This is a genomic window from Mesorhizobium amorphae CCNWGS0123 (assembly GCF_001686985.1).
GTDB classification, from domain to species: domain Bacteria; phylum Pseudomonadota; class Alphaproteobacteria; order Rhizobiales; family Rhizobiaceae; genus Mesorhizobium; species Mesorhizobium amorphae.
This window is the reverse complement of sequence record NZ_CP015319.1, coordinates 22,213-47,077: the sequence shown is the minus strand read 5'-3', so window position 1 is coordinate 47,077 and position 24,865 is coordinate 22,213. Positions and strand designations below refer to the sequence as shown.

The 24,865-nt window shown below is 58.5% G+C and carries 23 protein-coding genes and 1 pseudogene; 18 read left to right on the top strand and 6 right to left on the bottom strand.

What is annotated here, in order from left to right; all coding sequences use genetic code 11:
• Positions 1–6: 6 nt before the first annotated feature.
• The 6 genes from A6B35_RS29710 (at position 7) to tnpC (ending at position 6,484) form a co-directional block, all read left to right on the top strand.
• Positions 7–1,227: a Tm-1-like ATP-binding domain-containing protein gene (locus tag A6B35_RS29710; protein WP_006200717.1), complete on the top strand. Its 1,221-nt coding sequence runs from the start codon at positions 7–9 to the stop codon at positions 1,225–1,227.
• Complete coding sequence (locus tag A6B35_RS29705; RefSeq protein ID WP_006200716.1) at positions 1,214–2,044, top strand: phosphoenolpyruvate hydrolase family protein; 831 nt, start codon at positions 1,214–1,216, stop codon at positions 2,042–2,044. Before A6B35_RS29710 ends, A6B35_RS29705 begins: the two co-directional genes overlap by 14 nt.
• 73 nt (positions 2,045–2,117) lie before the next feature.
• Entirely contained in the window at positions 2,118–3,707 is a 1,590-nt protein-coding gene (locus tag A6B35_RS29700) for an ABC transporter substrate-binding protein (RefSeq protein WP_006200715.1), read from the top strand.
• A gap of 337 nt (positions 3,708–4,044) precedes the next feature.
• The gene (gene tnpA / locus A6B35_RS29695; protein ID WP_040582614.1) at positions 4,045–4,398 is read left to right on the top strand and encodes an IS66-like element accessory protein TnpA; all 354 of its coding nucleotides are present in this window, start codon (positions 4,045–4,047) and stop codon (positions 4,396–4,398) included.
• The gene (tnpB, locus tag A6B35_RS29690; RefSeq protein ID WP_006201720.1) at positions 4,395–4,742 is read left to right on the top strand and encodes an IS66 family insertion sequence element accessory protein TnpB; all 348 of its coding nucleotides are present in this window, start codon (positions 4,395–4,397) and stop codon (positions 4,740–4,742) included. Before tnpA ends, tnpB begins: the two co-directional genes overlap by 4 nt.
• A 65-nt stretch (positions 4,743–4,807) precedes the next feature.
• Positions 4,808–6,484, top strand: a complete 1,677-nt coding sequence (gene tnpC, locus A6B35_RS29685; protein WP_006201719.1) for an IS66 family transposase — start codon at positions 4,808–4,810, stop codon at positions 6,482–6,484.
• Between the two features lie 28 nt (positions 6,485–6,512).
• Here the strand turns inward: tnpC and A6B35_RS37410 are convergent, their stop codons facing one another.
• Positions 6,513–6,695, bottom strand: coding sequence for a hypothetical protein (locus A6B35_RS37410; protein WP_006201718.1), 183 nt, complete (start codon positions 6,693–6,695; stop codon positions 6,513–6,515).
• A gap of 141 nt (positions 6,696–6,836) precedes the next feature.
• Between A6B35_RS37410 and A6B35_RS29675 the strand changes: the two genes are divergently transcribed.
• Positions 6,837–7,844: a Gfo/Idh/MocA family protein gene (locus A6B35_RS29675; RefSeq protein WP_006201761.1), complete on the top strand. Its 1,008-nt coding sequence runs from the start codon at positions 6,837–6,839 to the stop codon at positions 7,842–7,844.
• Between the two features lie 180 nt (positions 7,845–8,024).
• On the opposite strand, the pseudogene A6B35_RS36775 reads toward A6B35_RS29675, so the two are convergent.
• The 5 genes and pseudogenes from A6B35_RS36775 to A6B35_RS29655 form a co-directional block, all read right to left on the bottom strand.
• Positions 8,025–8,252, bottom strand: a pseudogene (locus tag A6B35_RS36775) (hypothetical protein); the annotation flags it as partial.
• Positions 8,253–8,304: 52 nt separating this feature from the next.
• Entirely contained in the window at positions 8,305–9,045 is a 741-nt protein-coding gene (locus A6B35_RS29670) for a hypothetical protein (RefSeq protein WP_006201760.1), read from the bottom strand.
• Positions 9,046–9,203: 158 nt separating this feature from the next.
• Entirely contained in the window at positions 9,204–11,312 is a 2,109-nt protein-coding gene (locus A6B35_RS29665; protein ID WP_006201759.1) for an ABC transporter permease, read from the bottom strand.
• On the bottom strand, positions 11,309–12,358 hold the full coding sequence (locus tag A6B35_RS29660; RefSeq protein ID WP_006201758.1) for a quaternary amine ABC transporter ATP-binding protein: 1,050 nt from the start codon (positions 12,356–12,358) through the stop codon (positions 11,309–11,311). The genes A6B35_RS29665 and A6B35_RS29660 overlap by 4 nt, the downstream gene beginning before the upstream one ends.
• Positions 12,359–12,448: 90 nt before the next feature.
• Entirely contained in the window at positions 12,449–13,387 is a 939-nt protein-coding gene (locus tag A6B35_RS29655) for an ABC transporter substrate-binding protein (RefSeq protein WP_006201757.1), read from the bottom strand.
• 140 nt (positions 13,388–13,527) lie between these two features.
• Here A6B35_RS29655 and A6B35_RS29650 point away from each other — a divergent pair, with 140 nt between their 5' ends.
• The 11 genes from A6B35_RS29650 to A6B35_RS29600 all read left to right on the top strand — a co-directional run bounded on the left by A6B35_RS29650 (position 13,528) and on the right by A6B35_RS29600 (position 24,776).
• Entirely contained in the window at positions 13,528–14,526 is a 999-nt protein-coding gene (locus A6B35_RS29650) for a GlxA family transcriptional regulator (RefSeq protein ID WP_006201756.1), read from the top strand.
• Positions 14,527–14,655: 129 nt separating this feature from the next.
• A complete protein-coding gene (locus tag A6B35_RS29645) occupies positions 14,656–15,795 on the top strand; it encodes an aromatic ring-hydroxylating oxygenase subunit alpha (RefSeq protein ID WP_040582624.1) in 1,140 nt (379 codons plus the stop codon).
• A 77-nt stretch (positions 15,796–15,872) separates the two neighbouring features.
• Positions 15,873–16,673: an SDR family NAD(P)-dependent oxidoreductase gene (locus tag A6B35_RS29640; RefSeq protein WP_040582623.1), complete on the top strand. Its 801-nt coding sequence runs from the start codon at positions 15,873–15,875 to the stop codon at positions 16,671–16,673.
• A gap of 2 nt (positions 16,674–16,675) precedes the next feature.
• On the top strand, positions 16,676–17,605 hold the full coding sequence (kce, locus tag A6B35_RS29635) for a 3,5-dioxohexanoate:acetyl-CoA acetone transferase (RefSeq protein ID WP_040582621.1): 930 nt from the start codon (positions 16,676–16,678) through the stop codon (positions 17,603–17,605).
• A gap of 1 nt (position 17,606) precedes the next feature.
• Positions 17,607–19,028, top strand: coding sequence for an aminobutyraldehyde dehydrogenase (locus A6B35_RS29630; protein WP_006201752.1), 1,422 nt, complete (start codon positions 17,607–17,609; stop codon positions 19,026–19,028).
• A gap of 20 nt (positions 19,029–19,048) precedes the next feature.
• Positions 19,049–19,816, top strand: a complete 768-nt coding sequence (locus A6B35_RS29625; protein ID WP_006201751.1) for an SDR family NAD(P)-dependent oxidoreductase — start codon at positions 19,049–19,051, stop codon at positions 19,814–19,816.
• Positions 19,817–20,752 (top strand): 3-hydroxyacyl-CoA dehydrogenase NAD-binding domain-containing protein, encoded by a 936-nt coding sequence (locus A6B35_RS29620; protein WP_006201750.1) that lies wholly within the window; start codon positions 19,817–19,819, stop codon positions 20,750–20,752.
• An 11-nt stretch (positions 20,753–20,763) separates the two neighbouring features.
• Positions 20,764–22,002 (top strand): NAD(P)/FAD-dependent oxidoreductase, encoded by a 1,239-nt coding sequence (locus A6B35_RS29615; protein ID WP_006201749.1) that lies wholly within the window; start codon positions 20,764–20,766, stop codon positions 22,000–22,002.
• A gap of 42 nt (positions 22,003–22,044) precedes the next feature.
• Positions 22,045–23,043: a GlxA family transcriptional regulator gene (locus A6B35_RS29610; protein ID WP_006201748.1), complete on the top strand. Its 999-nt coding sequence runs from the start codon at positions 22,045–22,047 to the stop codon at positions 23,041–23,043.
• Positions 23,034–23,384: a DMT family transporter gene (locus tag A6B35_RS29605; protein ID WP_006201747.1), complete on the top strand. Its 351-nt coding sequence runs from the start codon at positions 23,034–23,036 to the stop codon at positions 23,382–23,384. The genes A6B35_RS29610 and A6B35_RS29605 overlap by 10 nt, the downstream gene beginning before the upstream one ends.
• A 333-nt stretch (positions 23,385–23,717) precedes the next feature.
• Positions 23,718–24,776 (top strand): helix-turn-helix transcriptional regulator, encoded by a 1,059-nt coding sequence (locus tag A6B35_RS29600; protein WP_006201746.1) that lies wholly within the window; start codon positions 23,718–23,720, stop codon positions 24,774–24,776.
• Positions 24,777–24,865: the final 89 nt, after the last annotated feature.

Here is a 24,865-nt window from a genome sequence, read left to right as displayed (position 1 = left end):
AAAACGATGAAGACAGCGTATGTCGTAGGGACGTGGGACACCAAGGGCGCCGAGCTGGACTATATCGCCGGCCTCTTAAAGGCTGCAGGTGTTCCGACTTCCAGGATCGACGTTTCCACCAAGCCAACGGCCGCGCAGACTGAGATATCGGCTCGTGAGGTGGCCGCCGCGCATCCCGCCGGTCCCGAAGCTGTTCTCTCCAACACTGATCGCGGGCAGGCGGTTGCGGCGATGGCCGTCGCGTTGGAGCGCTTCATTTCTCTGCGCGGCGACATAGGCGGAATTATCGCCGCCGGCGGCACCGGCAATACCGCACTTGTCGCTCCGGCCTTCCGATCTCTGCCGGTTGGCGTCCCGAAGGTGCTCGTCTCCACCGTCGCGAGTGGCAACGTGGCACCCTATGTTGGGCCGGCAGACATCTCCATGGTGTATTCCGTAACCGACGTGCAAGGGATCAACAGCATCTCCCGCCGAGTGCTCGGAAACGCGGCGCACTCACTGGCCGGCATGATGCAAAGCGTCATCCCTCCAGCTCAAGGCCAGGACAAGCCTGCGGTAGGGCTGACCATGTTCGGGGTAACCACACCCTGCGTTCGAGCCATTGTGGATGCACTTTCTGAACATCATGACTGCCTGGTGTTCCATGCTACGGGAACAGGCGGCATGTCGATGGAGAAGCTTGTCGATTCCGGACTTCTCTCTGCGATCATAGACACCACAACAACTGAGGTCGCCGACCTTCTGGTCGGCGGGGTATTTGCGGCAAGCCGCGATCGGCTTGGTGCCGTTGCGCGGAGGCGTGTTCCTTATGTGGGCTCTTGTGGTGCGCTTGATATGGTCAACTTTGGCGGGATTGACACTGTCCCGGAGAAATTTCGCGCAAGAAAGCTGCATGTCCACAACCCACAGGTGACGCTGATGCGCACGACTGCGGACGAAAACAGCCAGATCGGTGCATGGCTCGCCAGCAAATTGAACGAATGTGAGGGACAAGTTCGTTTCCTCCTCCCAGAGGGGGGCGTCTCACTCATCGACGTTCCGGGTCAACCCTTCTACGATCCCGAAGCGGACGCCGCATTGTTCGACGCAATTGAGGCAGGGTTTCAAACGACGGAAAGCCGCCGGCTAATCCGCGTCCCATTCGCTATCAACGATCCGGAATTCTCTGCAGCGGCTATCAGCGCATTCAAAGACATCACAAGGGAGCCAAGCAGTGGCACGGTTTGAGCGGCGGATCATCCTCCAGGCATTGCGGGAGAAAATCGCGCAGCGCCGTCCAATCGTCGGCGGCGGAGCAGGGACCGGCCTCTCTGCAAAATGCCAGGAGGCGGGCGGAGTTGATCTGATAATCATTTACAATTCAGGCCGTTATCGCATGGCCGGACGAGGCTCGCTGGCTGGACTTCTCGCCTACGGCAATGCGAACGATATCGTCATCGAGATGTCGCGAGAAGTGCTGCCCGTCGTCCACAGGACGCCTGTCATTGCCGGCGTGAATGGCACAGACCCGTTCATGAATCGGGAGCACTTTCTGCGAAACCTCAAGGACCTCGGCTTCGCCGGCGTGCAGAATTTTCCGACAGTCGGGCTCATCGACGGCACATTTCGGAAGAATCTTGAAGAAACCGGCATGGGCTTCGGCCATGAGGTCGATACGATTAAGGCCGCGCACGATCTCGATCTTTTGACTACACCCTATGTTTTCTCAGCGGGTGACGCGGCTGCCATGGCGGAAGCTGGCGCAGATATTATCGTCGCTCATCTTGGCCTGACTGTTGGTGGCACGATCGGTGCTGACACCGCGCTGACGCTCAATGATTGCCCCGCGCTCGTTGATGAGTGGGCATCGGCGGCACTGCGAGTGAACAAGGACATCATCGTCCTATGCCATGGAGGGCCGGTAGCGACGCCTCAAGATGCAGAGTTTATGCTGAGGACGTGTTCGACGTGTCACGGCTTCTATGGCGCGAGTTCGATGGAACGTCTGCCCACGGAAACTGCACTTACAGAACGAACCCTGGAGTTTACAAACCTCTCATTCTGAATTGTGGCGTCCTACCGACGCACATGCTGCCGTCGAATCAACCGCAAAACTAAAACTAAGAAAGGGAACATCGATGTCGAACGAACTGGAATTTATGAGCCGCGCAGTCGCAAGCGGGAAAATGAACCGGCGCGACTTCTTGGGACGCGCTGCAGCGCTCGGGGTTACGGTGTTAGCAGCCGAGGGCTTGCTGACCCGAGCAGCTAGAGCAGAGGGGCCGGTAAAGGGAGGTCTGTTGCGCGCAGGAATGACCAGCGGGGCGTCTACCGACACCTTGGACCCGGCGTTGGCTGCCAATGCGGTTCAGAACAACTTTAACAAGCTGTGGGGTGAATATCTTGTGCGTCGAAATCACGATGGCAGTCTCGATCACCGAATTGCTGAAGAAATTGTGCCTTCAAATCGGGGACAGACGTGGACTATGAAAATCCGCGATGGCGTTGAGTTTCATGATGGGAAGACGGTGACACCGGAGGACGTCGTCGCAACATTAGAACGACACCATGACAAAAATTCCAAGTCTGGTGCATGGGGCCTTTTACAGGGTATCGACACGATCAAGGCCAATGGAAAAGAGGTGGTTCTAACTCTCAAGGAGCCAAACGCCGATCTGCCCTATGCTATGGTTGCCGATCATCTCGTGATCCAGCCAAACGGAGGCAAGGACCGTCCCGATGCTGGCATCAGCGCTGGCCCCTATACGGTCAGCGAGAATCAGCCGGGGGTTCGCCTGGCCGGCCAACGATTTAAGAACTTTTGGCAACGTGATGTTATGGGTCACGCAGACCAGGTGGAAATCATCGTAATAAACGATTCCACCGCCCGTACCGCCGCGCTTCAGAACGGCAGTGTCAATATGATAAACCGGGTAGAGCCGAAAATTGTTGACCTTCTCAAGCGCGTGTCTGGTGTTAAAATCCAGACAGCGTCAGGTGCAGGGCATTACCCATTCAATATGTTTTGCAATACATCGCCGTTCGACAATAATGATCTGCGCATGGCCTTGAAATTGGCCATGGATCGCCCAGAACTTCTCGATAAAATTCTTCGCGGCTATGGTAAGATCGGTAATGACTTCCCGATCAACTCCTCGTATCCGCTGTTCCCGGATGATATCGAGCAGAGAACTTTTGATCCTGAGAAGGCCGCAGCCCTTTACAAGAAATCCGGTCACTCAGGCGCTATTACACTTCGCACATCGGAAGTTGCATTTCCCGGCGCTGTGGATGCGGCACAACTGTACCAGCAGAGCTGCGCGAAGGCGGGGATCAAAATTGAAATCATCCGCGAACCCGGAGATGGCTATTGGTCGCAAGTTTGGAACAAACAGCCTTTCTCTCTATCCTATTGGCTTGGGAGAGCTACGCAGGATCAGATGTATTCGCTTGCCTACCTGTCGACGGCCGACTGGAACGACACGCGCTTCCTCCGCCCCGATGTCGACAAGATGATCTTCGCTGCCCGGGGTGAGCTAGACCAAACCAAGCGCAAGCAGATGTATCATGACATTGCAGTAGTCGTTCGCGACGAAGGCGGCATGATTTGCCCGTTCTTCGCCGACTTCATCGATGCGACAGGCCCAACAGTATTGGGCTTCAAAGCGCACCCAGCCGGCGACCTAATGAATGGCTACGCTTTGGCAGAATGCTGGACCGCAAATTGACTGGTATCGCCGCGCGGATTGGAGTTTGAAATTTGGAAAGGCCCTCCTTCGGTTGCTCCGAATCGTAAGTAGGAGCAACTGAAGGGAGCCATTGTCGGCGCTGCGGCCAAAGAGCCTCCAGCAAGGCTCTCTCAAGTTGTATCAAACAGATGGCGCCCAGAGCGCGGCGGGGAGTTAACTCGACAGAAGCCACTCGGGCCGGCAGGTTATCGCCTCTTCGCATTTTTAGTTCACAGACTAGCGTACGCCTCCGGCGAAGGCCGCCTTGCGGGAGCATGGCACGGTAGCGAAGTTGCGCTCTTAAGGTCGCCCTTACGAGCGTAGTTAGCAGCACAGCATGAGCCATGTGACGTTATTGACCGGACCGGAGCGTCGTCGTCGTTGGCGTGAAGAGGATCAGTGCCGGATACTGGCCGCGGCATTCGCGCCCGGGGCCACAGTGGCGGCGGTGGCGCGTCAGTACGATGTCGCGACCAGTCTGATCTATAAGTGGCGCCGCACGCTGAGAGCCCGCGAGACAGGCTTTGCCGAAGTTGTCGTGGTTCCCGATGAGCCTGTCGCCGCTTCGGTGCCGGCGGCGCCCCCAGCGGTGATCGAGCTGGAGATCGCCGGCAAGGTGCGGCTGCGGATTCCGCTGACCACACCGCCGACACTGGCGGCGGCGATGGTGAAGGCGCTGGGCGTTTCATGATCCCGGTTCCGAGCCAGGTGCGGATCTGGTTGGCGGTCGGCCGGACCGATATGCGTCGCGGAATGCAAGGCCTCGCTCTGCAGGTTCAGGAGACGTTGGGCCGCGATCCGCATGCCGGCGATCTTTATGTCTTCCGCGGCCGCAGCGGCAATCTGATCAAGATTATCTGGCATGATGGGCTCGGCATGTCGCTGTATGCAAAACGGCTCGAGAAGGGCCGGTTTCTATGGCCGTCGCCGGCGGATGGTACGGTTTCCATATCACCGGCGCAGCTCGCCTACATGCTCGACGGGATCGATTGGCGCAACCCGCGTCACACGTTCCGCCCCCAGCGCGCGGGCTGAGTTTTTCTTTGAGTTGCGCCATTTTCCGCGTGTCAGCGGACGCGTTTTATGATTCACTCCAGAGCATGGTTGCCACCGCCCTGGATGCTGTTCCGGACGATATCGGTGCGCTGAGAGCAGCGCTGACCGCGGCACTGGCCAGAGCCGAAGACGAGGCCGCGCGCGCTGCGTTGGTCGAGGCCGAACTGGCGGTCGCCAGGGCCAAGGCATCGGATGATGCGGCGCTGATCGCACATCAGGATCTGACGATCCGGAAGCTGCAGCGGGCGCTGCATGGTCAGAGTTCTGAACGCTCAGCCCGCCTGCACGACCAGATGGAGCTCACCTTCGAGGAACTCGAGAGCACGGCAACGGAAGATGAGATCGCCGCCGAACAGGCGGCGGCCCGGACCACCGAGGTGGCACCTTATGTGCGCAAACGACCGGCGCGCCAGCCATTTCCAGAGCATCTGCCGCGCGAACGCGTGGTCGAGCCGGCGCCGACCGCTTGCCATTGCTGCGGCGGTCATCGGCTGCGCAGGCTAGGTGAGGATATCACCGAGACGCTGGAGGTGGTGCCGCGGCAATGGAAGGTGATCCAACACGTGCGGGAGAAGTTCACCTGCCGCGACTGCGAGGCGATCAGCCAGGCTCCGGCGCCGTTCCACGCCACCCCGCGCGGCTGGGCCGGTCCCGGCCTGCTGGCGATGATCCTGTTCGAGAAGTTCGGCCAGCATCAGCCGCTCAACCGCCAGGCTGAACGCTATGCCCGCGAAGGCGTGCCGCTCAGCCTGTCGACGCTCGCCGACCAGGTCGGCGCCGGCGCCGCGGTGCTGATGCCGCTATTCAAGCGGCTCGAAGCCCATGTGCTGTCCGCTTCACGTCTGCACGGCGACGATACGACGGTTCCGGTCCTGGCCAAGGGCAAGACCGATACCGGCCGATTATGGACCTATGTGCGCGATGACCGACCGTTCGGCGGCGCCGATCCGCCGGCGGTGGTGTTCTACTATTCCCGCGATCGCCGAGGCGAACATCCCGCGGCGCATCTCGCCGGCTGGAGCGGCATTCTGCAGGCCGATGCCTATGGCGGTTATGGCGATCTCTATGCGGCGGGCCGTCAGCCGGCGCCTATTCTGGAAGCCAGCTGCTGGGCCCACAGCCGGCGCAAAGTGTTCGAGCTGGCCGATATCGAAGCGGCGGCGCGCAAGAAGGCGCACGGCGAGAAGCCCAACCTGGTCTATCCGCTAGCGGTTGAAGCCGTGAAGCGCATCGATGCCCTGTTCGATATCGAACGCGAGATCAACGGCCTGTCGCCAGGCCAACGCCACGCCGTGCGCCAAGAGCGGAGCGCGCCGCTGGTCACCGAGCTCGAGCGCTGGATGATCGAGACGCGCGACAAGCTCTCGCGCGGACACGATCTGACCAAGGCCTTCAACTACATGCTGCGCCGCTGGTCATCCTTCACCCGGTTCCTCGACGATGGGCGGATCTGCCTATCGAACAATGCAGCCGAGCGAGCCCTGCGCGGCGTCGCTCTCGGAAGAAAGTCCTGGCTGTTCTGCGGTTCCGATCGCGGCGGACAGCGCGCTGCCGTTCTCTACAGCCTGATCGTCAGCGCCAAGTTGAATGACGTCGACCCTCAGGCCTGGCTCGCCGATATCCTGGCGCGCATCGCAGCCCACCCAGCACAGCGGATCGATGATTTGCTGCCGTGGAATTGGAGATCCGCAAAACTGCGGACCCAACCAGCGGCGGCCTGATCATGCAGCGCAATAAGGTGCATCACGTCTACACCGTCGAATTGTCGCCAGGGACCTCGGCGTCAGCGAAGCGCTCATCCAGGACCTGACCCTCGGTCTCGAGCCCGAGGACGGCGTCATCTGGGTGTACGGCGCCAACGATGACGACGGGATCTTGGCCTTCACCGATGAGGGCATCGAGGAAGTCAAACTCCTCCTCGAAGAATATCATCGCGTCTCCCCATCGAAAGCTTGACCCCAGCACCGCGGTGCTCAGGTGCTCATGGCCGCCGGATACGCACGCCTGCGGTCTTCACCGGATGGGTACAGACTAGCTGCATATTGGCAGAGGAATTTTCGGAAGAAGAAGTCAATGAACAAGGTTAGAGTTGGTGTGGTCGGAATGGGCCTGGGCAGGCACCACGTTGCCACTTATGCCGCATCCGAACACGTGGCTGAAATCGTACTGGTCGATAAGGACCCGCCCCGGTTGGAGTCAATCAGGTCGGCCAATCCAAAGGTAACATCGGTCTACTACGACATCGCCGAGATGCTGGCCAGCGAGGCACTTGACGGCGTCAGTGTGGCGACGCCGGACCAGTTCCACCTCGAGCATGCGACCGCGGTGATCGAGGCTGGCCGGAATCTTCTGCTAACCAAGCCGATCGCCTGCAATCTCAGGGATGCCGAGACCATCGTCGGCCTGGCCGAGCGGCGCGGCGTCAAACTGATGATAGCGCATGAAGCCCGCTACCGTTCGCGCAGCCGCGCCCTCAAGCAGATGGTGCAAGAGGGCTTTTTCGGCGACATCATCCACATTCGCATGGACGCCATCCATGACAAGCGCAAGCAGTTCGCGGAATCGCCGTGGTATGCCTCGGCCGAAGCGGGCCGAACTGCGACCATTGGTACAGGCATCCACGAGATCGATTTCCTGCGGTTCCTAATCGATCGGCCGGTGCTCGAGGTGAATGCCTTGTCAAACAACTTGGGCACGTTGGCCTTTCCCAAGCCAAAGACCATCTCGGCCATATTCCAGTTCGAGGGCGGAGCCATTGGCCAGACCCTGGTGACATACGAAGCACGCTGGGACGAGGTCGGCGAAATCGATGACGGCTTCCGTCTCATTGGCACTGAGGGCATGGCCGTTGGCCACAAGGCGACCCGCGATGGGCTCGGCGCATGGATCGACCTGCCCCGCGACGAAGACGAAGTCCGCGCAGGCACCGAAGGTGTCGTAAATTCCTTTATCGGTTCGATTGCGAATGACGACCCAATTGCCGTAACGGGGCAGGATGCCCTCGTCTCTCTTCGCCTCTGTGACACCGTGGATCGAGTGAGCGACTCCTTGCAACACTACCGCGACCGGCCAGCCGCCTAGGGCCGGAGCTCCAGGTGGCTGGCATAACAGCTGCCACTTGGCCTTGGTGCACCTAGAACGCGCTTCTTTGAGATATCTGCACTTCGCCGGGCCCTATCCTTCGTTGTCTGCAACCAAGACATCGCACATCAGCTCAAGCATGCGCTAGGTCCGGGCTGGAAAAGGGTCCGGCAGGCGGGCTCAGTTTTCTGGATGGAAGCTCTTGGCAGGGACGGGGCACGCGTCGAGTCGCGGCGGATGGCGGCTTCGCACATTGGGTCGAGGCCGATGAAGACGAATTCCTGCCGCCGAGGTAACGAGGTAACCCCGCTCGAGCGCTTCTGTTTTACGCGGAGAGAAGTCAATGAGCGGATAAAGATGCGAGACCTGCTCCGGATCCTTTTCGGTGAACCAGATCTGGTCGCGACGAGACGCCCGCCGTCTAGGAGCGAGACGTCAGAGACCGGTAATTTCTCTGGGGTCAGGCGGCGCGTAGAAGAGGCGTTTTGGGCTTGAATATTGTAGGCACGTTCAGTTCTGGCTGTCGGAAAGGCGCCCGTAGCCGGTTGCTAAGTTCGCCATTGATCTCCGCCGCCCGGACTTGCATGAGAATATGCGCACCGTGAAGCGACCAGCGCATCTGCTGCTTCTTGACCATACGTTTCCCGACGACTGGGTTCACCGCCGACTCGGCGAGAGTGGTGGCGACCCGAAGTCCAGCCCGGTAGCGCCTTCCATAGTTGACGATCGCGCCGCGGTTCGAACGGACATAGATCAGGAGCTGCTCCGCGAGGCTGTGAAGCCGTGCGGTCGAGAACTCGCCTTCCTTCACTCTTACTAGGAGTTGCTCCAGGTCGCGGATCGCGCGGCCGACCCGCCCATGCCACAGACGCCACTTTACGCCTCCGATGTCCCTGTCGATGGTTGGAAGCGCTTCAAAGGGGCCTGATCGGGATCGTACGATGTGATCGGCGATCTGCTGCATGGGCTGGATCTTCATGGCAATATGAAACCAGTCGATGATGTGGGTCGTCGGTTTCGGCATTGCGCGGGGCAGCCGTTTTAGGATTTCGGCCCCGTCCGAGATCACCGTCACATCCCCAAAGCCGCGATATCCGACTTCCTGGAGAGAGTGAAGAGCACGATCGCGGATTGCCTGCTGGTCGGTGCTGCCGGTGACGAAATAGCGACCGCCCTTTCGCCCCGTCCCCCGCGCCCACATCTGGCCACGACGAGCTCGAAATTTGGCGCCGAATATTGATCAGCGCCACGAACGTGCGCCGTATCAATGCTGATGACGAGCACGATCGGCTCGTCCACTATCTTCGCCGCTCCGGTAACCGCCCCACACTTCCTCATGCTCCCCCTTCACGAAGAACGTCAGCTTTTCCAGTGTGATTCGATGGAGCCCGCCTGTCGAGCTCCTGCTTGGGTTAGCCGATCTGCCAGTATCGCGAGGAAGGCGATCGAAAGACCCGCCACAATTCCCAGCCCTGCATCGGCTTTGCCCAGCGCTATGTAGACTTGCTGGCCAAGGTCACGGGTGCCGACAAGGGCAGCAATCGCCAGCATCGACAGGGCGGCCATGATAGTCTGGTTGATCCCTAGCATAATCACGGGAAGCGCAAGGGGGAATTTGGCATGCATGAGGACCTGAGAAGGCGTCGCGCCCATCTGCCGAACAGCTTCGACCACGTCAGCGCGGACATTGCGGAGGCCATGCTCCACATACCGGATCGGCGGCACGATCGCGTAGAGCATGATTGCAATAAGGGCGGTGAACTCGCCGACCTTGAAGAACATGAGAGCCGGGATGAGGAAAACGAACTGCGGGACCGTCTGAAGCCCGTCGCAAATTGGCCGCAGGATTTTGGAGACTCGCTCACTGTGCGCGGCCCAGACACCCAGCGATCCACCGAGAATCAAGCACAAGATCACAGCGAGCAGGGTCAGATACATTGACTGGCTGAGGGGCGCCGACAGCCCCGATACTAGGATGAACCCAAAGCCAAGCATGGCGAAACACGCAAGCCCTATGCCGGCAAGCCTAAATGCCAACAGCCCAATTCCAAGAACGAGCGCCGGCCAGGGGAAACCTGCGAACCCTTGAAACAAAAGAAGTCCTGCCATGCATGTGGCCACTGCGAGCTGCCAGCCGTAGGCTTTCATAGCCAACCCCGCGATTGCGAGCCAGAGCGCCACATATACGGCGATCATCGGCGGCGTTACCGCGAACCCCCAAAGCGCGGGGGTCGCAGCACCAACGATGCCCAACCGCAACGGCAGCAGGAGACTGTACAGGACGACATTGCGCGCACCGTTGAAAAACCCCGCGTAGTCGCGAACGACGCTCGTCAGCGCGACATTTACTATTCCAATCTGTTCACGCAGTGTCGTCGAAGGGAGCGCCCACGCGTCGGGCAAGAAAAACCTCTGTGCGGCGGCCGCAACCAGAGCGATGACAACGATGGCCGCAAGTCGCCGCCAACTCATCCAGGCCATTATGGGCGTCGGACCGTTCGGGCGTTCCTTGGCGAACCCTAACGTCAGCCGGTCTATCAAGATTGCCAGGAGAGCGATGACCAACCCGGATAGGATGCTTTGCCCGAATTCGGCTTTGCGCATCGATGACAAAACCTCCCAGCCAATGTCTTCAAACCCGCCAATAATCGCGGCAACGATGACCATGGAAAGGGCGGCCATCGTGCTCTGATTGAAGCCGACAAGGATCTGCGGCAGTGCCGTGGGGACTTCCACATGCCAGAATTGCTGCCGCCGCGTGCAGCCGCTCATGAGCCCGGCTTCGGTGATATCGCTCGGCACGCGATCGAGGCCAAGCATTGTGTTCCGCACCATGGGGGGCGTGGCATAGATGGCGCTGGCAATGAGACCAACGACCGGCCCGAAGCCGAACAACAGGAGGAGTGGGATCAGGTATGCAAATGCGGGAACAGTCTGCATGAGGTCTAGGAAGGCCAGTAACCCTGGTCGGAACCTTGGAAACCGATAGCCGAGCAGACCAAGCGCAAACCCTAGCCCGACGGCAATCGGAACGGCCAGAAGCACCAGCCCCAACGTGTTCATGCTCTGTGGCCAATAACCGGCAATTATCATGTAGCCGAGGGCAATGACGGAAAAAAGCGCAAGCCTGTATCCCCCTGACTTCAGCGATAGGACTACGACGATCGCCATCGTTGCAGGCCAAGGGAGCCAAGAAAGGCAGGCTTGCATACCACGCATTGGAACATCTAGCAGTGCTGAGATGCTCCTGAAAAGCGGCTGGATAACCGGCACCACCCCGTCGCTCATAACGTTGATCGCTGCCGCAATTGGCACCTGCCAAGCTGTGGGAAAGGTCACGACCCAAGGCAGGCTGTCCTGCAATACGATGCAAACTAGGGTGAGAACGATCAGCGCGGCCCAAGCAGTAAAGCCGGCGTCAACCGCGACACTCTGGGGAAGGCGCTGAGTGCCACTCACAGCAGTCATGACCGCTGCCTACGGGAATCACGTTCCAGAACTTCCAAGACGTCGGCAGCGGCAATCATCCGGCGCGGGGCATCGGCCTGCACCACGCCAAAAGCCTTCGCGCCACCTGCGATGCGGGGGATCAACTCCTCGATGCTAGCGCCAGCCTCAATGTCATGGTCGACCGTTGTCCCATTGATCGCTGTTGCCAGATCACCAGCCTTGATGACGCGGAGTAGTGGCATATCCTCGGTGAATTGGCCAACATAGTCATCAGCAGGACTGAGGACGATATCGACCGGTCGACCGATCTGTACAATCTTGCCTGCACGCATGATCGCGAGACGATCGGCCAGACGGAAGGCCTCGGCGATGTCGTGCGTGATGAAGATGATGGTCTTCTTGAGCAACTTCTGCAACCGCAAGAACTCATCCTGCATTTGCCGGCGGATTAGCGGATCGAGTGCCGAGAACGGCTCATCGAGAAACCAAAGGGCGGGGCCAACTGCAAGCGAGCGCGCGATGCCGACGCGCTGCTGCTGGCCACCAGATAGCTGGTTCGGAAACGACTTCTCGCGGCCATCCAGCCCCACCAGCGCAATCATCTCACGGGCCCGTTCCTCCCGCTCCTTCTGGCCTTTTCTCTGGATCTTGAGAGGGAAAGCCACATTCTCGAGCACCGTAAGATGTGGCAAAAGGCCGAAATTCTGGAACACCATGCCCATATCGTGTCGACGGAGCTCGATCAGTTCCTTGGGGGATGCCTTCAACAGATTCCGGCCGTCGAGCAAGATTTCGCCTGCACTGGGTTCCACAAGCCTCGACAGGCAACGCACGAGGGTTGATTTGCCTGAGCCCGACAAACCCATGATCACAAAGATTTCGCCAGTGGCCACCTCGAACGACGCGTCAACCACTGCTGGCAAATGGCCTTCGGCCCGCAAGCGATCCGCCAGCGCGTCAGGATCGATCTTGTAGCCCCTTGAGTCAAAATAGAAGGCCGGTCGACGTCCGTAAGCTTTCCAAACGTTGCGGCAGGCAATCTTGATCGGTCGCTCTTGCGTCATGACATTTGGCCCATGTGCTACGATAAAGTTACCCAAAGGCCGCGCCATTGGTGCGGCTTCCGGTGCGTTAAAGGGCTAAACCTCCGGGCGTTACTTCTTGGCGGCGTCGATCCAAGGTTGCCAGATGGACTCGTGGCCATCGACCCATTCCTTCACCACGGCGTCGAGATCCTGACCTTTCTTATCGATGGCCAGCATCATCTTTTGCTGCTCCTGCGCGTTAACCTTGAATTCCTTCAGCAAAATATATGCAGCGGGCCACTTGGCGCCGAAACCAGACCACACGACCTTGTTCACGTCTGGTGGCGTGATGCAGTGTTCGCTGGTCTGCTCCTTGCAAGGCGGCATTCTCACCCAGCCGACGTCATTCTCCGCCAAGGCATAATGCGGACCCCAGAACATCATCAACAGAGGAGTTTTGGCCGCTTCTGCCGCCTCAAGTTCTGCCACCAGAGCCCCTTCCGAACCCGACGGCACGGCCGTATACGGCATATTGTTGTCCGCCAAGATTGTCGCGGAGCGGGAACCCCATTCAGACGGGTAGTCCAGGAAACGGCCGTTCGGCGCGGTTTCCGGCGTCGACAGAGCCTGAACGCATTCCGGCTTATTCAGGGCCGTCCAATCCGGCAGGCCCGGACACACTTGCTCCATAAATTTCGGATAGATCCACCCTTCTCTCGTTGCGAGGTCAAGACTGCCGATATCCTCGATCTGCTTGGCTGCTAGAGCCTTTGGGTAGATGTCGCCAGTATTGTTGAGCCAGACTTCAACCGAGGCACTTATCGTGCCGTCGGCCAGGCCTGAAAACTGGGGGAAAATGCCGGCGGTGACGTATTCGACCTTGTAGCCAAGCTTCTGCAGCAACTGGCCGGCGATGTGCGTCGAGACGTGTTGGCCGGTCCATTCCAGCATGGGGAGCTTGATAGGCTCATCCTTGGCACCAAGACCGGCTGATCCGGCCGGCGCATTCGCGGCCAAGACGAGCGCAAGCGCAATGCCTGCAACATTCCAAACTGGACGTTTCAGCATGTTGTTCCCCTTTGTCGTTAGGTCTTTGTCGCTGCTGGGCGGCATTTCCGATTGAAGTGTTGCACAATCCCGACAGCCAATTTAACATTACCGGACGGCAATTTGTCCTTTTTGGACAAATGTGGACGTACGGACGGTCAATGAAAATTCTTCTCCTCGTGACGCCTAACTTCAACTTGGCGGCAACGATGGCATTCGTCGACCCATTTCGGGCGGCGAATTACCTCGAAGGCCTGACCCGTTTTCAATGGGTCGTGGCGTCTTTAGGAGGAGGGCCGTGTCTCGCAAGCAACGGCGTTGCCGTTCAGACCGAAAAGCTGAATGGCATCCAGGAAGATGTATTCGAAATCGTCGTGGTTTCAGCGAGTTGGACGCCAGAGACGGTAAGCACTCCTCACCTCCTCGCTTTGCTCCGGAAATGGGCTCGTACCGGTTGCATTATGGGAGGGCTCGACACAGGGGCCTTTATCCTCGCCGACGCCGGGTTGCTGAGCGGGAGACGTGCCACCGTGCATTACGAGCACATCGATTCGTTCAAGGAACTTTACCCGGATATCGAAGTCTCCGAAGACATATTCATTCACGACGGAAAGCGTTTCACCTGCAGCGGCGGTATCGCTTCGTCCGACATTGCCCTGCATCTCATTCGGGCGAGCGCGGGAGACGCTTTGGCGAATGCTGCCGCAAGGTACATCTTCCACCCCATTCTGAGGCCTGCCGGCACCTCGCAAAACCCGGTCGGTGCAGAGCCCTTGGGGAGAACGACACCTAAGGTTGTTAGGCACGTCATTTCGATCATGGAGCTGCATCTCGAGCAGACGCTCTCAATCCCGGAGCTTTGCAACAAGGCGGATGTTTCGCAAAGGCAACTCGACCGGCTCTTCAAACAATATGTCGGTAAGTCGCCTGCACTCTACTATCGCGATATACGTTTGGATCGGGCCCGCGGCCTCATCACCCAGACAGACATGCTTATGTCAGAGATCGCCATTGCCTCAGGTTTTTCAAGCCAGGTGCATTTCAGCCGCGCTTATCGGGAGCGGTTTGGTCTCTCACCACGTTCGGACCGAGTCGAAGGCCGTATTCCGTTCGAGTTCAGGGCATGGCCGATGCACCGCAAGGCCCAGGACATCGGGTAGCCGCGCTCAGGAGACCTCTGTCGAAAAATGCTAAACTTGTGGCGAACGACGCATAGATTGTTCTCGGCGGCGGCCCCAAGCTTAAGCACTGTTGCCGGCCACGCTGTCCGCGAAACGAAAGGTGCTCCGATGACGCTGCTCCCTTCCAAAAACGATTTCACCTCAATCAGGGAGGGTTACTCCCCCAATCCGTCCGCCTCGTTTTCCCTGAAAAGCGACGCCTACACAGACCCCCGCTGGTACGACGTCGATGTGAGCGCGATCCTTGCCAAGACTTGGCAGTGGGTGTGCCATGTCGAAAAGGTTAGGAACCCCGGCGACTACGTGGCCGTGGGGATTGCGGGACAGCCCGTGGCCGTGGTCAGAGACCGGGAGGGTGTTCTGCGTGCTTTCTACAACGTATGTAAGCATCGTGCCCACGCGCTACTTTCAGGCGAAGGCAATTCAAATAAGATCATGTGCCCCTACCATGCCTGGACTTACCGCCTCGATGGCCAATTGGTCCGCGCCCCGCACACCGAAACGCTCGAGAACTTCTCGACCAAGGAAATCTGCCTGGACCAGGTCCAGGTTGAGGAATTCTGCGGCTTTATCTACGTCAACCTGGATCCTTCTGCGCCCTCGCTCAAATCGCAGACCGGCGATCTGGAAACGGAGATTCGTCACTGGGCGCCGGACATCGACAAGCTCACCTTCGCTCACCGGCTGACCTACGACATCAAGTCGAACTGGAAGAACATCGTCGACAATTTCCTTGAATGCTACCACTGCCCCACGGCACATAAGGACTTCTGTTCGCTCGTAGACATGGACACCTACAAGGTGACCACCCACGGCATCTATTCCAGTCATATGGCCGATGCGGGCAAGTCGGCCAATACAGCCTATGACGTTTCGAACGCTACGGTGCGGACCCATGCTGTCTGGTGGCTGTGGCCCAATACGTGCCTGATGCGCTATCCGGGCCGGTCGTCGATGATCGTGCTGAGCATCATACCGGCAGGCCCAGACCGCACATTCGAGACCTACGACTTTTTCCTTGAAAGCAAGGAACCGGATGCAACCGAACTGCAGACGATCAGATACCTCGACGAGGTGCTTCAGACCGAGGACATTGGTCTGGTCGAAAGCGTGCAAAAGGGCATGAACACACCGGCTTTCACACAAGGCCGCATCGTGAATGATCCCAATGGGTCAGGACAGTCAGAGCACGCCCTGCATCATTTCCACGGACTGGTTCTCGACGCCTACGCGCGAGCTGCTCCCTAACCGGGGAGCTCATACAGGCTGCGCGCTTCATCGCGTCTGCCGAAAAAGTGCGCAGATCCAACAACAGGCGGTGAATCGTGGGCGGGACTCTCTCAGGTAAAGTGGCGCTCGTGACTGGCGGTCGTGGTGGGATCGGCCGGGCGATCGGCGCGCGCCTCGTCAAGGAAGGTGCGACCGTCTATGCCGCAGACCTGTCCCAGTCCGGATCATTGGGCGATACGCCGGAGGGTGAAACCCGCTACGTCCGTCTGGACGTGACGCTGGAGAGCAACGTCGCCGACGCGCTGGACCTGATCGACCGCGAAAGCGGCAAGCTGGATATTCTGGTGAACGCCGCCGGGATCGAGATCGAAAAAACGATCGAGCATACGTCGCTCAGCGAGTGGAACCGCTGCTTCGCCGTCAATGTCACCGGCACTTTCCTGACATGCAAATACGCCCTGCCCCTGATGCGAAAGGCTGTTAGCCACGGGACCACGGCTTCAATCATCAACTTCGGCAGCTATGACGGGTTCATCGCCGATCCCGGTCTGGCGGCATATTGCGCGAGCAAGGGCGCCGTCCATGCGCTTACGCGTGCCATGGCTTGCGACCATGGCCCTGAAGGCATCCGGGTCAACGCAATCTGCCCCGGATACATAGACACCCCCATGCTCCAGGCTTTCTTTGCCGGGGCAGGATCGGGTGGTGGCGGCGGCACCGTCGAAACCCTCCGCGACGCAGTGCGAAACGTACACCCGATCCGGAATTACGGCACCCCTGCCGATGTCGCCAACCTGGTGAATTGGTTGGCGGGAGACGAGGCCCGCTACGCGAGCGGTCAATTGTGGATCCTTGACGGTGGGCTGTCGGCCCAAGTCCAGCAGATGAGACTTTGAAAATGGCTAAACCAGTAATCATTACCTGCGCCCCGACCGGCGGAATCCATACGCCGACAATGTCGGAATACCTGCCGATAACCCCTACCGAGATTGCGCAAGCCAGCATTGAAGCTGCTGAAGCAGGCGCTGCCATTATCCATCTGCATGCCCGCAATCCAGAAACGGGCAAGCCGGATGCCAGGCCCGAACTGTTTCAGGAATTTTTGCCACGCATCAAGCAATCCTGTGACGCAGTCCTCAATATCACGACGGGCGGCGGCCTTGGTATGACCCGTGAGCAGCGGCTTCAGGCGGCTTTGAGAACCAGCCCGGAAATGGCCTCCATGAATATGGGTTCCATGAATTTCGGCATCTTTCCGATGCTCGACAAATACAAGAACTGGAAGCATGCGTGGGAGCCTGAATTCCTGGCCATGACCAAAGACTTCATCTTTCGCAATACGTTCGGCGACATCGAATATTCACTGCGTGAGCTCGGGGACGGGCATGGTACCCGCTTCGAATTCGAGTGCTACGATCTGGGCCACCTCTACAACCTCGCTTGGGTCGTCGACCAAGGCTGGATCAAGCCGCCCTTCTTTGTCCAAATGGTATTCGGAATCCTGGGAGGCGTGGGCGCCGATCTCGACAATCTGGTCCACATGCACACCATCGCCGAAAAGCTATTTGGTGACGACTACGAGTGGTCTGTTCTGGCGGCCGGCCGCCATCAGATCCCATTCACGACCCAGGCTGCCCTGCTCGGCGGCAATTTGCGTGTTGGAATGGAGGACAGTCTCTACATCGGGCCTGGCGAGAAAGCCAAATCGAGTGCGGAACAAGTCCGTAAAATTCGCTCGATCGTTGAAAATCTGGGGCGCACCGTCGCCACCCCGGAAGAGGTCCGCAAGCGGTTGCACCTGAAAGGTGCCGACCAGGTTGCGTTCTAACATGTCGACCAGGCTTCTCATCAATGGCGAACTGATTGAAGGCGACGGCGATAGCCATGCGATCATAGATCCCGCAACGGCCCTGGAAATCTCTCAGGTCCGGGAGGCGAGTTTTGAACAGGTTGATGCAGCGGTGCGAGCGGCTGCCGAGGCCTTCGAGCATTTTTCCCTGACTTCGCCCGCGCATCGATCAAGCCTTCTCCTGAGCATTGCCGATCTCATCGAGGCAAACGGCCAGCAATTGGCCGAGTTGGAAAGCCTGGACGTCGGGAAGCCTTGGCCGTCGGCCTACAATGATGAGCTGCCCCTCATCGTTGACACCTTTCGCTTTTTTGCAGGTGCCGTTCGCACGATGACGGGAATCGCAGCGGGGGAATATGTTGCAGGCCACACGAGCATGATCCGGCGGGATCCTTTGGGGCCGGTGGCGGCGATTACCCCCTGGAACTATCCACTGATGATGGCGGCGTGGAAGATTGCCGCAGCGTTGGCAGCGGGTTGCACCGTCGTGCTCAAACCTTCGGAAATTACCCCGTTGTCCACCCTTTATCTGGCGGAGTTCCTGGCGTCGCTCCTGCCCAAGGGTGTTCTCAACGTAATTCACGGTCGAGGGGGCACGGTCGGAGATCGGTTGATCCATGCCTCCGAGATCGAGGTGATCGCCATTACAGGATCGCCGGCGACCGGCATGGCGGCCATGCGTGCCGCAGCGCAGACGCTCAAACACGTTCACCTCGAACTGGGTGGAAAAGCCCCGGTCATCGTGTTCGACGACGCTGACATTCCAAGCGTTGCGAAAACGCTGCGAGGGGCCAGCTTTTTCAACGCGGGACAGGATTGCGCCCAACCCTGCCGGGTTCTGGCGCACGACAGCATCTATGACGCCCTCGTCGCCGCTCTTGTCTCGGAGGTCGCGGAGATCAAGGTCGGAGCGCAGAGGGCCCCAGGGACCGAAATGGGGCCGCTCGTATCGGCCGCACACAGGGATCGGGTCGCCGGGTTCGTGGAACGGGCCCGTGGAACAGCCGAGATCGTGCTTGGTGGCGCCGTTGGCGATGGACCCGGCTATTTTTACAAGCCTACGGTGATCGCCAACGTCGACAATGATGCTGAGATTGCGCAGAGTGAGGTCTTTGGACCGGTCGTCACACTATCCAGATTTTCAGACGTCTCGGATGCCATACGGATAGCAAATTCGGGGCGCTACGGACTGGCGTCTTCCGTTTGGACGCGTGACGTCGGAGTGGCCATGTCGGTAACAAAACGGCTCCGCTACGGTTTCACTTGGGTCAACGCGCACGGCGTGGCCACGCCCGAGATGCCATGGGCGGCCATGAGGGGATCCGGCACCGGCAGCGACATGTCTGTCTACGCCCTTAATGCGTACACAGCTGTTCGCCACGTCATGGTCTCACATGCATGAGCTAAGCGAGGGCAAGTAAGATGGCAAGCAAAACCGGATTGGACGGCAAGGTGGCCATCGTGACAGGAGGCGGACGGGGAATCGGCCGTGCCATCGTCGATCGCCTGCTTGCAGATGGCGCGAGCGTCGTGACCTGCGGTCGCGGAAGCCGCCCTCAGGATCTGTCAAGCTCCGTAGTCTGGGTTCAGGCTGACATTGCCGACAGGAACCACGCAGCGGCGGTGGTTGGGGCGGCAGGCGAGAACTTCGGCAATGCGGCCATCCTGGTCAACAATGCCGGCGTTCAGGTTGAAAAAACCGTCATTGAGACCAGCGACGACGACTGGGACTTGGTGGTCGGCACCAATTGCAAGGGTACCTTCAATATGTGCCGCGAGATGTTGCCGCAAATGTCCGAACACGGTGGCAGCATCGTCAATCTAGGATCTATTTCCGGCAACGTTTCGGATCCCCGGATGGCCGTCTACAACGCCTCAAAGGCGTTCGTTCACGGCTTGACCCGTTCCATCGCAGTCGATCACGGGCCCTGGGTACGCTGCAACTCCGTAAGCCCCGGGTGGATCAGGACCGCTATGGTGTCAGAAGGTTTTGCTTTGGCCCGCGATCCCGAGCGAGCTGAGGCAGATGCGGTCGCCAGGCATGCAGTCGGCAGGCTCGGCGAGCCAGAAGATATTGCCAATGCCGTGGCCTGGTTGGTTTCCGACCAGGCATCGTTTGTGACCGGCCAATGTTTCATCATCGACGGCGGGCTCACCGCAGCATCTCCCTTGCAACCTGGATTATTTTAAATGTCTGATCTCAAGCACACGGCAGTACTTGGCGCGGGCGTCATTGGCGCGAGCTGGACGGCGTTGTTCCTGGCTTCGGGCTACAGCGTCTCGGTTTTTGACGTTTCGGACTCCGCTGAAACCCAGGTCAGGAAGTACGTCGAGAAAGCCTGGCCGGTGCTGGAAGACCTCGGCCTCGCCAAGAACGGCAACCCGGACCGGCTCAGTTTTCATAAGTCGGCGACCAAGGCTGTCGATGGCGCCCAGTTCATCCAGGAAAGCGTTCCCGAGAGGCTTCCTATCAAGCATGAGCTCTACGCCACTATCGAGCCTGCGATAGCGCCCGAAGCCGTTGTGGCGACATCCGCTTCGGGGCTGACCCTCAGCGAAATGCAAGCCGGGTGGAAGGACCCTTCTCGTTTCGTTCTTGGGCATCCCTTCAATCCTCCACACCTCATTCCTTTGGTTGAGGTAATGGGCAATGAGCGGACGGGGCACGGCGTCATTGAAACCGTCGAACGCTTCTATGCCAGCGCCGGCAAGGTCACTATCCGCGTCAACCGCGAAGTGCCAGGCCACGTGGCTAATCGCCTGCAAGCCGCCGTGTGGCGCGAGGCAATTCATCTCGTGAAGACAGGCGTGGCAAGCGTCGAAGACGTCGACAAGGCGATGTGGGCCGGACCGGGCCTCCGTTGGGCCGCCATGGGTCCAACAATGCTGTTCCATCTCGGTGCGGGGGAAGGTGGCTTAGCCGCATTTTGCGAGCGCTATACGGACAGCTTCAATCGCTGGTGGGATGATCTTGGGGTCCTTCATCTGGACCCGGAGCTTGCGAAGCAGCTGGTTTCTGGCATCGCGGAAGCAGCTGACGGCCAGACCCCTGCAGATTTGTCAGCGCATCGCGACGGCCTCATCACCGCAATGCTGAAGGCGATAGCGCCCCTGCGCGCCAACTGAGGGCCTTTGGCATGACCAACGAGACGATCGATAAGAACGGCTCAGTCGTCGTTGTTGGAGCCGGCCAGGCAGGGTTTTCCGTCTGTGCGAAGTTGCGGGACCTTGGGCATACCGGGCCGATCACATTGGTTGGTAACGAGGCACAGCCACCATATCAGCGGCCGCCGCTCTCCAAAGGGTATCTGCTGGGCGATATCACTGAAGACCGATTGTTCCTAAGGCCGCTCGCCTTTTATGAGCAGAAAGCGATACAGCTCCGTCTCGGGGTCCAGGCTGAAGAAATCGACAGACAGCGCCAGAACGTATTGCTGAGCGATCGGTCCGTTCTGCCATACAGCCATCTCGTTCTTGCGACCGGGTCTCGGCCTCGGGTCTTGAATCAGGAACAAGGCGGAGACCTCGAAGGGGTCTACTATGTCAGGTCCATCGCGGACACCAAGAAAATGGCGCCGGAGTTCAAGGCGGGGCGCCATGTCCTGGTTGTCGGTGGCGGATATATAGGCCTCGAAGCCGCTGCCGTCTCGTCAAAGCTTGGATTAAGGGTCACCCTGATCGAAAGTGCGCCGCGGATTTTGCAGCGCGTGGCTTCGGTTCAAACGGCATCATTCTTTCAACAGCTCCACCGAAGCCACGATGTGGAGATTTGCGAGGGGGTCGAGTTGGCCATGCTGACCGGCCGCAATGGCCGTGTGGCGCAGGCTCACATGAAAGACGGGCGCACGTACGACGTGGATTTTGTAATCGTCGGCATCGGGATTCACCCGAATCTCGAATTGGCTCAGGCGGCCGGATTGGAAATCGACAACGGTATCAAAGTTGACGCCCAATGCCGGACCTCTGATCCGACCATTTTCGCCGCCGGCGATTGCGCGTCCTTCCCATGGAAGGGACGGCGTATAAGACTCGAAAGCGTTGGAAACGGCATCGATCAGGGCGAGGCCGTCGCAAAAACGATCACGGGCGCTTCTGAGTACTACACCGCAAAGCCTTGGTTTTGGTCGGATCAGTTCGACATCAAGTTACAGATTGTTGGATTGGCCGCAGGGCATGATTCAGCAGTCATGAGAAAGATCTCCGAAAACGCTCTCTCCATTTGGCACTATCAGGGCGACGAGCTCCTAGCGGTCGATGCCATCAACCAGCCCGCTGCATTCATGGTCTCCAAACGTCTGATTGAAGGCGGGAGATCGCCCGACCCCAAGGTCGTCGCCGACCTAGATATCGACCTCAAATCGCTTCTGCATTCCTGATTACCCGGGCGCCCGGCACTTAGTCATCACGTAGGTCGCAACATGAACGCCTCACCCCAAAAGCTCACAATTGGATTTATCCTCGGCCGCGCATTCACGCTTTCGGCGTTCTCGCTGTTTGTGGACACAATCCGCCTCGCTAGCGATGAACTGGACCATTCAGGCCGTGTAACCGCAGACTGGCAAGTCATGAGCAGCAGCCGAAACCTTATTACCTCGAGTTGCGGTATCAGCGTCGCTCCCACGTCCGCGTTTGGCGACCCGAGCCGGTTTCAGTACATCGTCGTGGTCGGAGGTCTTCTCAATGATGACAATCCGGTCGATCGCGAGACCATCGATTTTCTCAAACGAGCGGCAGCCGCCAAGGTGTCGCTCATCGGCGTCTGTACGGGATCGTTCATCTTGGCCGAAGCAGGATTGATGCGGTATCATCAGACCTGTGTAAGCTGGCTGCATATAAAGGAGTTCCGCGAACGATTTCCGCACAATCCCGTCCGAGCGGACTGCATTTTCAATCTCGATCGGAGGCGCGGTTCTTGCGTCGGTGGAACCAGTGCTGCGGATATGGCGGCCACGCTGGTGCGACGCCACATCAGCGGTCGGGCCGAGCGAAACGCGCTCGAGGTTCTTCAGATCGACCAGGCCAGACCTGCAGTGCACATCCAGCCTCGGCGGCCGCTGTTTAAGGACTTCAGCAACATCCACGTCAAGGTTGCGCTCATGACCATGGAGCAGAATCTGGACGGGATGACGATTGAAGATCTGGCAGCAAGGATAGGTGTCTCGCGGCGGCAGCTCGAGCGGGTCTTCATCGAAACAACAGGGCTCTCCCCGGCACGAGCCTTCAAACAGATTCGTATGGATTACGCCAAACGAATGATCTCAAAGACGAGGGCTTCGAACATTGAAGTCGCGCTGGAGGTTGGCCTGAAGAACGCTTCCCACTTCACGAGAAGCTTCAAAAGAGTGCACGGCCAAACACCATCCCAGGTGAGGGGTAGTTCCGGGGCTTCCGACAATCAAGAATCGACATGGCAGTGAGAAGCGCTCTTATCGCCTACGCCTGCCTCGGCCTCGCGATCCTATTCGAGGTCACGGGCTCTACATTTCTGCAGAAGTCCCAACAGTTTACAAAAATGGCGCCTACGCTGACTTTCATCGCCTTATATGGGGTATCGTTCTGGTTCCTGTCGCAAGCACTGAAAAGCATGCCACTAGGCGTTGCCTATGCCATATGGTCAGGTCTCGGCATCGTGTTGACTGCGGCAATCAGCGTAGTCATCTTCCGACAGGTGTTGGATACGGCAGCAATCATTGGTATCGCCATGATTATTAGTGGCGTGGTCGTCATGCAGGTGTTCTCTGAGGCTGCAACCCACTGATGGAGTATTTCTAAAGGCCAACCTTGGAAGTTGCTGCCTCGGGCGCCCCAAAACGAGGGAGTAGCTTAGTCGTAAGCAGGGATGACCTGTTTTTGCAGGCAAAACGTAGGAGAACAGTCAAAAAGATGGCGGCGGCGATGCTCTAAAAGCCTTCGAAGAACACGCTTGATGAAGATTTCTCATATTTTTCGAAAGAAAGCTATATTCAGAAGGTTTCGATTCGATCATTGATAAAACGGTAATCTACGATTCTCTAGGCGCTCTCTCGATATATGGGAAACGTCATATATTATAAGTGCAGAAAGACGATGATCAGCAAAGAGCAAGGCAGCTATGCTTGGAATTGTTGACGTAAGCGTCCCGCCACTGGCCATCACTTTAGGGGAAACGGCACGCGCGGTAGGGAGCGCCGCTTTTCATGATCGTCTCCTGCGTCTCCTTGCGATGCTCTTGCACTGGGATCGCCGCATAGCTATCGGGTATTTCGATGGTGTGAGCCCAGAATTTTTCTTTAGCGAGGGCGTGCCGGACGACTGTCGGGACTTGTATCTGTCGAGCTACTACCAGTTTGATCCGTTTCTGCGGTACTGGGCGGGAAGCCGGCAGTGCGGTGTGGTTACGCTTCATGATGTGGCTTCGTTGGACTATGACGGGACCTTTATCAAGGTCTTCAACCCGATGATCGGCATCTCGGATGAAGTTGGCATTCTCCTGCCCTGGTTTTGCGGATCGACGCTGGGGTTATTCCTCGAACGTACACACGGTCAATACTCGGTGGAAAGCATCCGGTTGCTGCGGAACCTCTATCCGCTCATCCTCGGCTTGCAGGAGGCGCATCTCTCTTGCATAGGTAAGACGCTCGAAGTGAAAGCCGCTATGGCTGCCGCCTTGCATGGGTCGCAAGCCGTACTCATCATCGGTGCTCGCGGCGAACGTCTCTTCGCGAGCGTCGGGTGGAATCAAGCGGAAATAGCCCTTCCAGGATTGGCGTCGAGCCTGAGTGCATCCCTGAAGGGCAACCACACGTCACTGTGCATTGACGATCGACACACCCTCGCGATCCAACCTCTCCAGTTGGGTTTGCCTGCACTTGACGACGGATGGATTTACATCCTGAGGGAGGCACCCGTTCAGACAGACGGGCCGGACATAGATGGTGGCGTGAATTCGTTCAGCATGAGTGAGCTTACCCCCCGCGAGGGCGAGGTCGTGAAGCTCATTCTGGCTGGCTATCCTACCGTGTTGATCGCGAAGAAGTTGGGCATCAGTCGTGGCACTGTCAAAAATCATCGTAATTGTATTTACGAGAAACTCGACATAACGACAGAGCGCGAACTTTTCCTTCTGCTCCTAGAGCATCTAGGCAGCCATTCAAGAACAAGGGATAGCTGAACGTTCGAGCCTCGTTGGAGGAACTTGGTGCCGAAAAGCGACTACCGCTATTGCCCGTAATGCCCGAGCCGTGGTCCTCCCGAAATGGT

Bases quoted from the DNA above. Each gene is read 5' to 3' on its own strand.
- A6B35_RS29625 (WP_006201751.1), top strand. From the start codon at position 19,049: ATGGCAAGCAAAACCGGATTGGACGGCAAGGTGGCCATCGTGACAGGA.
- A6B35_RS29605 (WP_006201747.1), top strand. From the start codon at position 23,034: ATGGCAGTGAGAAGCGCTCTTATCGCCTACGCCTGCCTCGGCCTCGCG.
- A6B35_RS29675 (WP_006201761.1), top strand. From the start codon at position 6,837: ATGAACAAGGTTAGAGTTGGTGTGGTCGGAATGGGCCTGGGCAGGCAC.
- A6B35_RS29610 (WP_006201748.1), top strand. From the start codon at position 22,045: ATGAACGCCTCACCCCAAAAGCTCACAATTGGATTTATCCTCGGCCGC.
- A6B35_RS29710 (WP_006200717.1), top strand. From the start codon at position 7: ATGAAGACAGCGTATGTCGTAGGGACGTGGGACACCAAGGGCGCCGAG.
- A6B35_RS29615 (WP_006201749.1), top strand. From the start codon at position 20,764: ATGACCAACGAGACGATCGATAAGAACGGCTCAGTCGTCGTTGTTGGA.
- tnpB (WP_006201720.1), top strand. From the start codon at position 4,395: ATGATCCCGGTTCCGAGCCAGGTGCGGATCTGGTTGGCGGTCGGCCGG.
- A6B35_RS29670 (WP_006201760.1), bottom strand. From the start codon at position 9,045: ATGTGGGCGCGGGGGACGGGGCGAAAGGGCGGTCGCTATTTCGTCACC.
- A6B35_RS29655 (WP_006201757.1), bottom strand. From the start codon at position 13,387: ATGCTGAAACGTCCAGTTTGGAATGTTGCAGGCATTGCGCTTGCGCTC.
- A6B35_RS29700 (WP_006200715.1), top strand. From the start codon at position 2,118: ATGTCGAACGAACTGGAATTTATGAGCCGCGCAGTCGCAAGCGGGAAA.
- A6B35_RS29645 (WP_040582624.1), top strand. From the start codon at position 14,656: ATGACGCTGCTCCCTTCCAAAAACGATTTCACCTCAATCAGGGAGGGT.
- kce (WP_040582621.1), top strand. From the start codon at position 16,676: ATGGCTAAACCAGTAATCATTACCTGCGCCCCGACCGGCGGAATCCAT.
- A6B35_RS29660 (WP_006201758.1), bottom strand. From the start codon at position 12,358: ATGACGCAAGAGCGACCGATCAAGATTGCCTGCCGCAACGTTTGGAAA.
- tnpC (WP_006201719.1), top strand. From the start codon at position 4,808: ATGGTTGCCACCGCCCTGGATGCTGTTCCGGACGATATCGGTGCGCTG.
- A6B35_RS29665 (WP_006201759.1), bottom strand. From the start codon at position 11,312: ATGACTGCTGTGAGTGGCACTCAGCGCCTTCCCCAGAGTGTCGCGGTT.
- A6B35_RS37410 (WP_006201718.1), bottom strand. From the start codon at position 6,695: ATGATATTCTTCGAGGAGGAGTTTGACTTCCTCGATGCCCTCATCGGT.
- A6B35_RS29600 (WP_006201746.1), top strand. From the start codon at position 23,718: ATGCTTGGAATTGTTGACGTAAGCGTCCCGCCACTGGCCATCACTTTA.
- A6B35_RS29650 (WP_006201756.1), top strand. From the start codon at position 13,528: ATGAAAATTCTTCTCCTCGTGACGCCTAACTTCAACTTGGCGGCAACG.
- tnpA (WP_040582614.1), top strand. From the start codon at position 4,045: ATGAGCCATGTGACGTTATTGACCGGACCGGAGCGTCGTCGTCGTTGG.
- A6B35_RS29620 (WP_006201750.1), top strand. From the start codon at position 19,817: ATGTCTGATCTCAAGCACACGGCAGTACTTGGCGCGGGCGTCATTGGC.
- A6B35_RS29630 (WP_006201752.1), top strand. From the start codon at position 17,607: ATGTCGACCAGGCTTCTCATCAATGGCGAACTGATTGAAGGCGACGGC.